Annotated in this window: 13 protein-coding genes; 8 read left to right on the top strand and 5 right to left on the bottom strand. The window is 40.9% G+C overall.

The window, feature by feature from the left end; all coding sequences use genetic code 11:
• The first annotated feature begins 12 nt into the window (after window positions 1-12).
• The gene (locus BWD47_RS06445; RefSeq protein WP_074988330.1) at window positions 13-2,694 is read left to right on the top strand and encodes a 7TM diverse intracellular signaling domain-containing protein; all 2,682 of its coding nucleotides are present in this window, start codon (window positions 13-15) and stop codon (window positions 2,692-2,694) included.
• Window positions 2,695-2,803: 109 nt separating this feature from the next.
• Window positions 2,804-4,066, top strand: coding sequence for an NADP-dependent isocitrate dehydrogenase (icd, locus tag BWD47_RS06440; protein WP_074988384.1), 1,263 nt, complete (start codon window positions 2,804-2,806; stop codon window positions 4,064-4,066).
• A gap of 8 nt (window positions 4,067-4,074) precedes the next feature.
• Here the strand turns inward: icd and BWD47_RS06435 are convergent, their stop codons facing one another.
• Both BWD47_RS06435 and BWD47_RS06430 read right to left on the bottom strand, forming a co-directional pair.
• Window positions 4,075-4,518, bottom strand: a complete 444-nt coding sequence (locus BWD47_RS06435) for a hypothetical protein (protein ID WP_074988328.1) — start codon at window positions 4,516-4,518, stop codon at window positions 4,075-4,077.
• 110 nt (window positions 4,519-4,628) lie between these two features.
• Window positions 4,629-5,576, bottom strand: a complete 948-nt coding sequence (locus tag BWD47_RS06430) for a LysR family transcriptional regulator (protein ID WP_074988326.1) — start codon at window positions 5,574-5,576, stop codon at window positions 4,629-4,631.
• Between the two features lie 105 nt (window positions 5,577-5,681).
• Here BWD47_RS06430 and aceK point away from each other — a divergent pair, with 105 nt between their 5' ends.
• The 4 genes from aceK (at window position 5,682) to BWD47_RS06410 (ending at window position 9,246) form a co-directional block, all read left to right on the top strand.
• Complete coding sequence (gene aceK, locus BWD47_RS06425; RefSeq protein ID WP_075593661.1) at window positions 5,682-7,490, top strand: bifunctional isocitrate dehydrogenase kinase/phosphatase; 1,809 nt, start codon at window positions 5,682-5,684, stop codon at window positions 7,488-7,490.
• Window positions 7,491-7,567: 77 nt separating this feature from the next.
• On the top strand, window positions 7,568-7,960 hold the full coding sequence (locus BWD47_RS06420) for a hypothetical protein (RefSeq protein ID WP_036968957.1): 393 nt from the start codon (window positions 7,568-7,570) through the stop codon (window positions 7,958-7,960).
• Window positions 7,961-7,968: 8 nt separating this feature from the next.
• On the top strand, window positions 7,969-8,931 hold the full coding sequence (locus BWD47_RS06415) for a zinc-binding dehydrogenase (RefSeq protein ID WP_036968955.1): 963 nt from the start codon (window positions 7,969-7,971) through the stop codon (window positions 8,929-8,931).
• Window positions 8,932-8,985: 54 nt separating this feature from the next.
• Window positions 8,986-9,246, top strand: coding sequence for a DUF2999 family protein (locus tag BWD47_RS06410; RefSeq protein WP_036968953.1), 261 nt, complete (start codon window positions 8,986-8,988; stop codon window positions 9,244-9,246).
• A gap of 50 nt (window positions 9,247-9,296) precedes the next feature.
• Here BWD47_RS06410 and BWD47_RS06405 read toward each other — a convergent pair whose 3' ends face one another.
• Window positions 9,297-9,503: a helix-turn-helix transcriptional regulator gene (locus tag BWD47_RS06405; RefSeq protein WP_075593660.1), complete on the bottom strand. Its 207-nt coding sequence runs from the start codon at window positions 9,501-9,503 to the stop codon at window positions 9,297-9,299.
• Window positions 9,503-9,961: a hypothetical protein gene (locus BWD47_RS06400; protein ID WP_036968948.1), complete on the bottom strand. Its 459-nt coding sequence runs from the start codon at window positions 9,959-9,961 to the stop codon at window positions 9,503-9,505. The genes BWD47_RS06405 and BWD47_RS06400 overlap by 1 nt, the downstream gene beginning before the upstream one ends.
• Window positions 9,962-10,145: 184 nt before the next feature.
• On the opposite strand from BWD47_RS06400, the gene lepB reads away from it, so the two are divergent.
• On the top strand, window positions 10,146-10,805 hold the full coding sequence (gene lepB / locus BWD47_RS06395; RefSeq protein WP_075593659.1) for a signal peptidase I: 660 nt from the start codon (window positions 10,146-10,148) through the stop codon (window positions 10,803-10,805).
• A 110-nt stretch (window positions 10,806-10,915) separates the two neighbouring features.
• Window positions 10,916-11,731 carry a hypothetical protein gene (locus BWD47_RS06390; RefSeq protein ID WP_256719242.1) on the top strand — a complete coding sequence of 272 codons (816 nt, stop codon included), beginning with the start codon at window positions 10,916-10,918 and terminating at the stop codon, window positions 11,729-11,731.
• A 63-nt stretch (window positions 11,732-11,794) separates the two neighbouring features.
• On the opposite strand, the gene metG is transcribed toward BWD47_RS06390, so the two are convergent.
• Window positions 11,795-13,819 carry a methionine--tRNA ligase gene (metG, locus tag BWD47_RS06385; RefSeq protein WP_075593658.1) on the bottom strand — a complete coding sequence of 675 codons (2,025 nt, stop codon included), beginning with the start codon at window positions 13,817-13,819 and terminating at the stop codon, window positions 11,795-11,797.
• Window positions 13,820-13,981: the final 162 nt, after the last annotated feature.

Genomic DNA, 13,981 nt, shown 5'->3' with positions numbered 1-13,981 from the left:
GGGGCGCTGTGAATGCGGTTAAAGCTATTCTTAGGCAGTTTGCTTTTTCTATTTTATTCAACATATTCAGTGTGCGCCGAACAAGCGTTTATATATACAGACGCATCTTTTGAGCAGAACCTACATGATGTCGGGCAAATATTAGCTGCGAGAGACAATCGATTTCCTCAATCTGCGGCTGATATTAAACGCTGGCGTGCCACAAAAAGGCCACAATCACGTATCAGTTCGATTGGGGGCGGTTACTGGTTGATTGTCGATATAGAAAATCAAAGTGATATCGAAGACCTTGTCCTGTACCCCTACAATACCTTGGTTTCAAAAATAGAAAGTCGGATTTATGACCTAACCGATGTTTCTCAACCTGTACGAAGTTTTGTGACAGGTGGCGTCGAAAAAAACCAATTTGCATTTCACTATGGAAACCGCCTAAACCTTGAAAAAGGCAAGCGCTATACGTTGATCACACATTTTGAAAGCGATTATTTTTATACTCCTGCAAAGTTAATCTTAACGCCGTATCAAGATTATTTCGAAATTATCACGCTCGAAAATGTAATCATCATGCTGTGTTTTGGGGTCGGTATAGCGCTTGGTTTGTATAACCTGTTAATTTATTTAGTGTCTAAAGACGTCACGCATTTATATTATGCTTTATTCACCGCTTCGTGGGTGTTCGCATGGAGTCATTTCTTTCATATTTCGGATCAATTGTTTGGGTATTATAACCCGCACTTACATTGGCTAGGTTTTGCACTCACGCCACTGACCAACATTTTATTTTACAATAATCTCCTTAAGTTAAAGGAAACGTTTCCGAAATTATCGCAGCTGTCTCTGACTGTCGGGGTTATCGCAACATTGGGGATCCCATTTTGTGTTGTGTGGCCTAGCTTTGGTTTTTATTGGTCAACATTAGTAACGGGTGTCGCTTTGTGTTTAGGCTTGTATATCGGTGTACGTTGTATGTTGATTGGCTTCAAACCTGCACGTTATTTTGTACTGGCCTATGTTGCCATGATGGTGCCTAACATGGTGGGTAATCTTACAAACTTAGGATTATTGCCTGCCACGTCGATGAATTTATATTTATTAGGACTGATTGGCACCGCGATGGATGCTATGCTACTAGCGTTTGCTGTCGCTGATAAATTTAGGTTGTTGCATGAGGATAATGTTGAGCTTAATAAAAATCTCGAGCAAAAAGTACAGTTAAGAACACTTGAACTTGAAGAATTAGCCGATGAATTACGAGACGCAAATGAAGCTAAAAGTCGCTTCTTAGCCAATATTAGCCACGAAATACGCACACCCATGACGTCGATTATTGGCTATGCTGATGGCATTATGCTTGGTGATATTAAGCCTCATGAACGAAATCATGGCATCGGTGTCATTTTACAAAATAGTCGCCATGTACTCGGCCTTATTAATGATATTTTGGATATGTCGAAAATAGAGGCGAATAAGCTTGAAATTGATCTAATTGAAACCGATTTATTTGCCACGATAGCGAATATTGAATCACTTATTGGTAAGCAAATACGTGATAAAGGCTTAAAATTTAGCGTTGATTATCAATTCCCTCTGCCTGATTACATCGTGACCGATCCTAGCCGATTAAGGCAAATATTATTAAACTTGACGACCAATGCACTAAAATTTACTCAGGTTGGGCGAATAACGCTTACGGTGAGTTGTGAGAATAATACCTTAGCGATCAGTGTGAAAGACACCGGTATTGGCATGACAGATTCTGAACAAAAGTCGTTATTCAGTGCCTTTTACCAAGCGGATTCGAGTATTTCTCGTCAGTATGGTGGCACAGGTTTGGGTCTTAATATTTCTAAAAGTTTAGCGCTAAAACTGGATGGTGATATCAGTGTAAAAAGTTACGTTGGCTCAGGTAGTGAGTTTACTTTAACAATCGCTGTGTACACAACAGACAATACGCGTTGGCTCAATGATATGAGTGAAGTTAGATTAGTCGAAACCTCTCCGTTTAGTAAACTTGATGCGCCAGAAAATTTAAAAGGTCGGGTGTTACTCGCTGAAGATCACCCTGACAACAGACGTTTATTTGCACGTATTTTAGAGCGTATGGGGCTAACAGTCACAACGGTTGAAAACGGTAAAGATGCCGTGCAGCAAACGCTTGAGAACACATTTGACCTAATATTACTTGATATTCAAATGCCAATTATGGATGGTCAAGAAGCACTGAAAATGATGCATGCGACGGGGATCTCGGTGCCCATTATTGCTTTAACCGCGAACACGATGAAGCATGAGGTAGAGCGTTACATGAACCAAGGTTTCACCGATTTAATTGCAAAGCCCATAGACCGTAATGCATTTAGTCATAAAATTGCCAGTTACCTAGACTGCGATGAGTTGGCTGATATAAAGCTACCTGAACACGAATTCCAACTGCTTAAGGATGACTATATCAAAGGACTTAAAAATCAATATGCCGATATGCGTACGCAATATAAAAAAATGGATATCGAAGGCTTAAGTCGAAATGTGCACATGTTAAAGGGCGCAGCCAACATGTTTGAGTGTGAGACGCTTTATATCAAAGCACTTGCTGTTGATAGTGCATTAAAAAATGACACCGTAACGCTAGACACGCAGTTGTTTGCCTCGCTATTCAAGGCCATGGAAGACGAAATAGACAAAGTGTGTCATTAATGATTTGAATAATGGGTATTTCCATACATACGCAGACAGTGCAGACAAATCTTGGTATTAATAGATACTCACAAAGCATATTCAACCGACTAGTTGCTAAAACGTTATGATGCAGTATCAACATATTTCAGTGCCAGAGCAGGGTGAACAAATCACCATCGATAAAAATGGCCAGTGGTGTATTCCTGACAATCCAGTAATCGCTTACATTGAAGGGGATGGTGTTGGGCAAGATATTAGCCCCGTTATGCGAAGTATCGTTGATTCTGCTATTGAGGCGGCTTATCAAGGAGAGCGTCGGATTCACTGGATGGAAGTGTTTAACGGTGAAAAAGCGGCCGCACTCTACGACGGAGATTGGTTTCCACAAGAAACACTCCATGCCGTAAGGCAATTTAAAATTGCCATAAAAGGTCCTCTAACCACTCCTTTGGGTGGGGGCTTTCGTTCTTTGAACGTCGCACTTCGCCATGAAATGGATTTATTCGTTAATATGCGGCCTATCCGCAGTTATCCGCATTTACCCTCACCATTAAAAGAGCCTGAAAAAACCCACATAACCGTTATTCGCGACAGTTCAGAAGATGTTTACTCGGGTATTGAATGGCAAGCTGGCAGTATTGACAACGAGCGAATGCTCGACTTTTTATGTCAAGAAATGGGGGTGACACGATTACGTTTTGATACCCAGTGTGGGCTTGGCATTAAAAATAGTTCAAAAGAAGCGGCCGAGCGTTTGATGCGATATGCACTCAATTATGCACTAAAACAACAAAGTAAATCTTTAACTGTGGTGCATAAAGGGAATGTATTAAAGTTTACAGAAGGGGCGTTTAAACGCTGGGCCTTTGCGGTTGCAGAGCAAGAGTTTAATGCTGTTGCCCATGAGAATGGCCGTTGGTTGCTAGTAAAGCGTGACAATCAGGACGATTTAGTCATTAAAGAAGTGATTGCCGATAATATGCTTCAGCAGGCGTTGCTTACACCAGAACAATTTGATGTAGTCGTAACCACCAATCAAAATGGTGATTATTTGGCCGATATGTTGACTGCACAAGTCGGTGGCGTTGGTATAATGCCAGCAGCAAATTTAAATAATGAGGTGGCTTTTTTTGAGCCAACACATGGCACTTTTAACCGGATAGCGGGTGAAAACACGGCGAACCCAAGCAGTAGTATTTTAAGTGCAGTAATGATGCTGCGTTTTATGGGGTGGCAGGAGGCTGCACAAAAAATTGAGTCAGCTCTGGAAGAAACATTATTGGCAAAAGAGCTTACCTTTGATTTGGCTGACTATGTCACCGGTGCGACGATGCTTAATTGCAGTGATTTTGCAAAAAGCATCATCGCTCGAATAAGTAACTCAAAGTAATGCGCATATTAAGCAGCGTGTGCGCTATTAATGGCGTAGACGCATGGTTTACCTGTCAGTGCTGCGGCACGTTGGTAAATGTGCTTTGCACCAGGCTCGTCGCTTGTAATACCTGTTAGCGTATCCATAAGAGCAACTACTAAAATAGCCGGTACTTGGCAGCAATACTCATCAAGTACCGCCGGCGTCGTTTGAGCATCTACATGACAATGTGGATGAGTGCGTACAGAGCTGTAGGCAGTTAACAGTGTTTCGGTTGGTAAAACATCATCTGCTTGGTGTTTCGTTTTACGACACTGACACCCAAATTCATCAACCAGTGTTGCAAGAATCTGGTATATCTCGTCACACGCAATTTCGCTTTTTTTACAAAGTTGCTGTTCAATAAGAGTATGTAATTGACCATTAATGTAAAGGCCGTCTTGTTGAGTGAATTGTGCTGAAGTTTCCATATCAAGTTCTCTTTGTTTATGTGCTTAACTTCACTCTAGCCTGACACTCATTATTAATGAAATTGTTGTTTTCAATAACTGATATTGATTTTATCAATATTGTTAATTTGTTACCTGTCGGCCACTGTATTTGCAAAAGCTAATAGTTCTCGACGCAGCCATTGGTGCGGGTTTGCATGGTGTAATAATGGACTCCACAGCATTTTTACTTCAATGGGAACAATTTGAAATGGCACTGGACTTATGACTAAATCGGTGTGTTTTGCGAGCAACATCGCTTGACGACGAGGCAGCGTGGCTATCAATTTAGGCGATTGGCAGAGCAAGCTTGCGACCATGTAATGGCGAGTGAATACACGAATATTACGCGTTTGTTCGAGCTGCCATAATGCTTCATCTACCCAGCCTAATTTTTGACTTCCGGATTTATTAGTCACCGCTGCTTCAACCCCCCAGCCAGCCCTATTTACCCAAATATGCTCTTTTGCAAGGTAGTTCTCAAGCGTTTGCTGTTGTAGATAAGGATTGTCAGGGTGACTTAAGCAGCAATAGTTATCGCGCCAGACACTGGCTTGGTGAAATGAACGGGGTAAACCATTAAAGCGGTTTATAGCTAAATCGATTGTGCCCTTTTCCATATCTTGTAAGTTGACGTCGCTTGGACTCAAAATATCAAAATTAAGGCCGGGGCTTTTCGCCAGTTGTTGGGTGATAAAAGGGGCTATTAAGGTTGATTCTAGATAATCATTTGCCATGATCCGAAACGTTATATTTGCAGTGCTTGGGTCAAACAGTTCACTTGGTTGCGTTATTTCTTCGGCCATTTTTAGCAGTGCTTCAATTTCAGGCTTGAGACTCAGCGCTTTGGCTGTGGGTGTCATTGTGCCAGCGGCTCGAACGAGCAAGGGATCGTCAAATAAATCACGTAACCGTTTTAATGCATTGCTCATCGCAGGCTGCGTTAAGGCAAGTTTATTGGCTGCTTTTGATACATTTTGCTCATCTATCAGTACATTTAAATACACCAATAGATTTAGGTCGACGTGCCTAATATTCATCTGATCAATCTTATTTATTATCTTTATTAATTACCTAAATTAAAGCGTGCTTGCTATTGTGTGTAAACACGGCAACTAAAATAATCAGCATAAGTGATATCAATAATGCCTCAACACGATGCAATTTTTCGTAAAAAAACAGAGTCGGAACAACTAAAGAATATTATTGCCACGAAACTAGCCCGCGCAGTGTATGCAGGGTTTGAGGCCATGTTTGCAGAGTTTTTGAATATCACTTTAGGGGCACAAAGCCGGTTTGAACAACGTCAATGGCATCAAGTGCAAACAGCAATGAAGTTACGGTTAAAGGTTTACGAAGGCCAAGTAAAAAAAGTAAGTGAAGCAGTAAAGATCATAGCTTACAGCGAAGTTAACGATCCTGCTCTGTGGTTATTAGCAAAACAAATTTATGCAGAAATGGTGCAAAATCACGAAAACCAGCCCATTGCACATACGTTTTTCAACTCTACATTTGGGGCTATTTGGGACTCACGTAAAATCCGTAATGTTCATTTGTTTGTTTTAAAGGCACGGTATCGCTTAGGGCCTCGTCCGTTTGATTCTCTGGTAAGTCGGATCTCGTTACAAAGTGGTTTTGAAAATGCGATAAAAACCCTTGTGAGTCGTCATGTTTTTCGCTCCGATTATGCACATTTCACTGATGATATTGACATGTTGCAGCGTACTTTAATCGCAGGAGCAAAAAAACAGTGCCCACAGGTTTATGAGCTGCTAGCACTGAATGATGGTTATATCGAATACGCTAATTCATTATTTTTTAGAAATAAAGCGTGTTACATCATTGGGCGATGCATTGCTAAAAACGGTGATAATATGCCGTTTGCCATAGCCTTACTAAATAGTGAAAAAGGGCTGCACATTGATGCCGTCATGATGGGCGCCGATCAACTTAGTCTGCTATTTGGGTTTGCGCGAACCTACTTTATGGTCGACACCGACCAACCTGCGCGTTACGTTGATTACCTCAGCGTGCTGATGCCCCATAAGCAACGTTTTGAGTTATTTAACGCGATAGGATTTATCAAGCATGCCAAAACCGAGTTTTATCGCTATAAAGTTGATACCACTAAAAATAGCCCTCCTGATGATAAATACATTATTGCCCCAGGTACGCCTGGCATGGTGATGTTGGTATTTACGACACCTGGCTCTGATTATGTGTACAAAGTGATTAAAGATAAATTTAGCGCACCAAAAACCGCCACTAAACAACATGTCATGGTGAAATACGACTTTGTAAAGCAAGCCGATCGCGTGGGGCGCTTGGTTGATACCCATGAATTTCGTTATTTAGCGTTTGATTTAAGTCGATTTAGTGAAGAATTACTCACTACGATGCAGCGCCAAATTGGCGACAGTTTAATTATATCGGGTAATGCGCTTATTTTGCGTCATGTGTATGTTGAACGGAAAATGACACCGCTTAATTTATATATTAATCAGTGTGATGAACGAAAACTTGAACTTGTTATGATTGATTATGGTAAAGCTATCAAAGAGCTGGCAGGTGCAAATATCTTTCCAGGCGATATGTTGATGAAGAACTTTGGTGTGACCCGCTGGGGAAGAGTGGTGTTTTATGATTACGATGAAATTTGCCCGATGACGGCGTGTCAATTTCGAGAGTTACCAAAAAGTGCTGACTCGTTAGAAGAGTTAAGCAGCGAGAGTTACTTTGATATTGCTGAAAACGATGTGTTTCCGAGCCAATTCAAGGTATTTTTCAGTGCAAATAAAACGGCTTTTTCATTTTTTAATGCTGTGCATCACGACATTTTCAGTGTTGCTATGTGGCAGCGACTGCAAGCGGCTATTAATGAGGGACAATTATTGGATGTGTATCCGTATAAACAATCGTGGCGGTTTAGTGAAATGAGAGCAAAACAGGGGTGAAAAAATCTCAACCACGTAGTCCTTCATCGGGATCCGGTATTGGCGTATGCTAATACGAACAATCAAGGGAGTACACTATGCTAAAAATATTCGGCATTTCAAGTTTGTTGCTAGCCTCATTCGCGAATGCGAACCCGCTGGTGGGGAGTTGGCAGTTTGTTGAAGGAAAGTATGCGACAAAGGAAGGGTATGTTACGGCAAAAGCACCCGAATTAACCTCGGTAAAGCTAATTACCGATACTCATTTTAGTTATATTACGCAGAAAAATGGCAATTTTCATTATGCGGGTGGCGGCAAATATGTTTTGCAAGACCAGCAATTTATCGAGACTTTTTCTTATGGTAATGTGCCTTCATTACAAGGTAAAACCATGGCATTTGATTACAAAGTAGACGGTGATTTATGGCATCATACTTTATATGAAAATGGTAAATTGGTGGAAGCTGAAATCTGGCAGCGAATTAAATAGAAGGTGTTATGCGTTATATTAAGCATGAAAATTCACAGTTAACGTTTGCAGAAATTGAAAAGCCGAATATTAAACACGATGAGGTACTGATTAAGGTCGCCGCAATAGGCGTTAATCGTGCTGACTGTTTACAAAGGCAAGATAAATACCCACCTCCTAAAGGCGACAGTGAGATTTTAGGTCTAGAGTGTGCAGGCACTGTCGTCGCACAAGGTGAAAACGTTGAGGTTGATTGGCTTAATAAACCCGTTTTTACTTTGTGTGCCGGAGGCGCATACAGTGAGTATGTTGCGGTAGATGCAGCACAGGTGATGCCGCTTGCTGACTCAATGAGTATGGCAGAAGGGGCTGCGGTGAGCGAAGTTTATCTCACTGCATTTTCGGCGTTATTTCAATTTGGCAAGCTTGAAGCTGGGCAAACCGCACTTATACACGCTGGTGCAAGTGGTGTGGGTGGTGCCGCTATTCAAATGGCAAAAGCTATTGGGGCTCAGGTAGTCATTACTGCGGGGAGCGATGAAAAATGCGCGCATGCAAAAAAGTTGGGTGCCGATCACTGTATAAATTATAAAACCACCGACTTTGTGGAGTATATGAAGACACATCAGTTACAAGCAAATACAATTGTCGACCCCGTTGCAGGGCATTATTTAAATAAAAATGCTGCTGTTGCTGCAATGGATTGCCAAATTGTGATGTTGGCATTTTTAGATGCGCGCTTTGCTGAGGTTGATTTCGCACGTTTGCTGAGTAAACGTATTTCATTTCATGCTTCTACACTTAGAAACCGCTCTATTGCTTTTAAACGTGAACTAAAAGCACAGTTTATAGCTCGCTTTTATGGCGAACTCGCTGCGGGTAAATTTGACTTTAATATATATAAAACCCTGCATTGGCAGGATGCAACTGAGGCTCACCGCATTTTAGATAATAATGAAAATTCGGGTAAAGTGGTGCTACTGGTTGAATAACGAAAAATTGCCCACATTATTGAGCTTATTAGCAGTAAATTAATCAAGGTTAGTATGAACCCAATTATCGCAATGCTGAAAGAGCATAACGTGAGTGACGAAAAAGTACGTGAGCTTTTTCAAGCATTTATGGAAAACCCAATGATGGCTATGGGCTTAGTTCAGCAACTCGGGATCCCGCCCGAAAAACTTCAACAACTGATGGCGTTGGTTATGACACAACCGCATTTAATAAAAGAAGCGGCTGAGTCAGTAGGTATCAGTAATGACGAAGTTGAACAAGCGAAAGCACAGTTTAAAAATCAACAGTCTTAAATAGAATAGAAAAGGTTAGCTGCATGCTAACCTTTTTTATTGCAAGCGTGCTATTGATAAGAAAAAACGTCATCGAGTTTCTTATCAAACAATTGAGCAATCTTAAAAGCCACTTCAAGTGAAGGGGAATATTTGCCTTTTTCAATGGCGACAATTGTTTGTCTTGAAACACCGACGGCTTGGGCCAGAGCTTGCTGCGTCATTTCATCGTGATGAAATCGTAATTCTCGAATAGTATTACTGAGCTGTTTTTTCATTAGCTGTCTCTTCGATAGAAATACACCTTACTGGCTGTCGTGATAATCTCACTGATCAAAAAGCCTATAATGAGGTAGTGCATTATATTATATAAATCTGAAACTTCAGGTAATAACATGCGACCAGATACACGCTCTATCTGAGTGGCTAAAAATACACACATTAAAATAATTGCTGAAGTTAACCAATGGCCAAGCTTAGCGCTTTTAAGTTCAATGAGTTTATCGCGCTCATCATCACCTAAATCTGCTTCTTTGTGCTTAATGCCTGCAAGCACTGATTGCATAATAATTTCGAGTATCACCGCAGTAATTACGACCTTATATAAGTAAGAAACCATTGTATCTTGGCTTAGGTTTCCGTTTGTTTGTAATGAGTTAATACCAGTAAGGTAATAAATTAACAAACCAATAGTCACTCCCAACGTGCCCCAAATTGTCAGTTCTTTGTAGCTCATCTTTTATCATCCAGTGTAAAAAATATTTGACTTAGTGTTAAGTAAACTACTCATTGCTGGTTGTGTCAAATATTTTTAACACCATGTATGATATTTTTATCTTTGAAGTATTTCGTTACATTTAGCTAAGAACTAATTTGAACGGCAAAGACTCTTAATGAAACTAACAACACAAGGAACGAATATGAATTGGCTTGCTAACGTATGGAAAAATAACCGTTCATTGATTGTATTCATCTGCTTAATGAGTGTATTTAGGAGTGCTGTTGCCGATTGGTATGAAGTACCCACAGGGTCTATGAAACCGACAATTGTTGAAGGAGACCGCATTTTAACCGATAAAATGGCCTATGATTTACGGTTACCATTTAGTCATATCTCACTGGTGCGCCTTGATGAGCCAAAAGCGGGCGATATCATTGTATTTGATTCAACTGCTGCTAATAACCGCTTAGTCAAACGTGTGATTGCTGTGCCGGGTGATACGGTTACTTTAGTTGATAATAAATTGATTATTAATGGTCAAGTACTTGATTACTCGCTAGTGGATGATGAAGCAGGACAGCAAACGTATTTAGAAAATCTTGCGGGTATTAAACATGCAATTCAGGTGTCGAAGACCCCCTCTGTGATGCAGCATTTTGCGCCAGTGGTTATCCCTGCAGATATGTATTTAGCGATGGGAGATAACCGTGATAACAGTGCAGACTCGCGTGTAATCGGTTTAGTGCCGCGTAGTGAGCTGTTAGGAAAAGCAGAAAGGGTGCTGGTGTCGCTTGATTATGATGATCATTACTTACCCCGCAAAGAGCGGTTTCTTAAAGATTTATATTTAGCACCCTGAAGATGAAATAGTTAAGTGTGAGTAAGCGTCAGATAATAATTGGCTATTTATCGTTTTGTGTCTCAATATTGACTACATGAAAAATAATACGTCTAAATAAGGAATAATCAGTGACGGACAGCAAACGATTTAAGCCTTTTATTGTTTACTTTTTATTGATGAGTTTTGTTGGGTTAGTTGCATGTGGTTCGAGTTCAAAGACTGAAAACCCAATCGCAACCGAGCCTGACAGCTCACTTCCTAATAATAGCACCGGCATTGTTGATAATAGCGCAAGTGCTGATTATAACATTATCATTTATGGCAATAGTCATAGCGCAAAACTTGCGACCTTGCTTGAGCAGTTAATTTCGAGTGAGTTAAGTAATAGTCAGGTTGTGACCCTCACGGTGAGTGGCCGTTTTTTGGATGAAATAGTTAACTCCCCCGGGAATATCGAAAAGCTAAAACAAAACAAGTGGAGTCATGCGATTTTTCAAGGGCAAAAGTATTCTCAATCGGGATCTGTAAATTATTCTACGGCAGAAACCGAGCGTCTAATTGCGAATGCAAAAGTGCTGGGAATCACGCCAATTCTATTCCCTGAACACCCACAAAGGGGGGATAGTAAAGAAGGTGAAGCGGTTTATAAGTTACATTTATCCATTAGTGATAAAGAAACGAGCTGTGTTGCGCCCATCGGTTTAGTGTGGGACAACGCGATAGCAAGATTACCAGAAGTGAATCTATACCATAGTGACGGTAATCATGCCTCGGATGCTGGGCATTTGCTAACTGCGATGACCTTTTATGAAATTATTACCGGAGAGCTTGCCGATACGCTTTCTTACAGCGCCTCTTTCCCTATTACTGAGCAACAGCACCAAGTATTTGGCCAAATTATTACCCAAGTATTAACCGAACACCCCGCGTGCCCAACAACATAAATGCCGAATATAAAAAAACCGTTGTGTTTGCACACAACGGTTTTTTTACAATAAGGTTTTACCTTACATGACACGCATGCCTGGCTCTGAACCCTCATCAGGGTTAAGAATATAGATTTCTTTGCCGCCAGGGCCTGCTGCTAACACCATGCCTTCAGACATACCAAAACGCATCTTACGTGGTTTAAGGTTCGCTACCATAACGGTCAGCTTGCCTTCGATGTCTTCAGGCGCATACGCAGATTTAATACCGGCGAATACCTGGCGAGTTTCGCCACCTAAATCTAACGTCAATTTTAATAACTTATCAGCACCTTCAACGTGTTCTGCTTTTGCAATTTTCGCTACACGTAAATCAACTTTAGCAAAATCATCAAATTCGATTTCAGGGCTGATTGGCTCTTTCGCTAATGGGCTATTAGGATCAATCTTGTCTTTTTCAGCGACGAGGCTTTCTTTTGATTCTTCAATCATTTTATTTACTTTATCCATTTCAACGCGTTGCATTAACGGTTTAAATTTATTAATAGCATGACCCACAAGTGCTGTTTGCACACCTTGCCATGTTAATGCGTCATTTAAAAAGGTTTCAACATTGGCAGCCATTCCTGGTAAAACAGGCTTTAAGTAGGTGATAAGCACACGGAACATATTAAGACCAAGTGAGCACACGTCATGCGCTTCTTGTTGTTTTGCTTCGTCTTTAATTAACACCCAAGGAGCTTTAGCATCAATAAATTGGTTGGCTTTGTCTGCAAGCGCCATAATTTCACGAATAGCACGGCTATAGTCACGATTCTCGTAATGATTAGCAATGCTGTCTGATGCCGCTTGGAATTCACTTAGTAACGCTTCATCCATCACTGTGTCGCTTAGTTTCCCGTCAAATTTCTTGGTGATGAAACTAGCACAACGGCTTGCAATATTGACCACTTTACCAACCAGATCTGAATTTACACGCAGGGCAAAATCTTCAAGGTTTAAATCTAAATCAGTAATACCGTTGTTAAGTTTTGCCGCGTAATAGTAGCGTAGGTATTCAGGGTCTAAATTATCTAGATAAGTACGTGCCTTTACAAAAGTGCCTTTAGATTTAGACATTTTTGCGCCATTTACGGTGACAAAGCCGTGAGCGAATACATTCGTTGGTTTTCTGAAGTTTGCCCCTTCTAACATGGCAGGCCAGAATAAACTGTGGAAGTAAATGATGTCTTTACCGATAAAGTGGTAAAGTTCGGCTTCTGAGTCTTCACGCCAGAACGCATCAAAGTCGATGCCTTTCTTGTCACATAGGTTCTTAAAGCTGGCCATGTAACCGATGGGTGCATCTAGCCATACGTAGAAGTATTTACCTGGAGCACCTGGGATTTCAAAGCCAAAGTAAGGTGCATCACGACTGATATCCCACTGCTGCAGGCCATCTGCAAACCATTCGTCTAACTTGTTAGCCATTTCTTGTTGGATAGTGCCAGAGTGTAACCACTCTTTTAGCATGTCTTCAAAGGCTGGCAAGTCAAAGAAGTAGTGCTCAGAGTCTTTTAACACAGGCTCCGCACCCGACATGACAGAACGTGGATTGATAAGTTCAGTTGGGCTGTATGTTGCACCGCATGCGTCACAGCTATCACCGTTTTGATCTTCAGACTTACACGTTGGGCAAGTACCTGTTACAAAACGGTCAGGTAAGAAAATGCCTTTTTCTGGATCAAAAAGCTGAGAAATAGTGTGCTTCTTAATGTGGCCCGCATCATTTAAGCGGTTATAAATAAGCTCGCTTAACTGCTTGTTTTCTTCGCTGTGGGTACTGTGATAGTTATCAAATTCTATGTTGAAATCAGCAAAGTCGCGTTGGCGTTCTACACTGACATTTTTAACCATTTCCTCTGGCGTGATCCCTTGTTTCTGCGCATTAAGCATAATGGGGGTGCCGTGAGCATCATCTGCGCACACGTAATAGGTCTCATGACCTTGTTGCTTTTGAAAACGCGCCCAAATATCAGTTTGGATGTATTCTAATAAATGACCTAAGTGAGTCGGGCCATTGGCATAAGGTAATGCGCTAGTAATCAGGATCTTTCGCTGTGCCATAATCATTCCGAATTGAGGATAGTTCGTTGCAAAAATGCATGAATATCATTATTTAATTCATTGCGAGTTGCCTATATACAAAACAACGCAATGATATTATCTAATTGTCTGGTTTTAATGCCTTGAATGTTACATAATTCCGAAGCACTTTTCATCAAAGAA

The organism is Pseudoalteromonas sp. PAB 2.2 (assembly GCF_001938575.1).
Lineage (GTDB): Bacteria > Pseudomonadota > Gammaproteobacteria > Enterobacterales > Alteromonadaceae > Pseudoalteromonas > Pseudoalteromonas lipolytica.
Note: the sequence above shows the minus strand (reverse complement) of the source record. Positions and strands in the feature narration are given on the sequence as shown.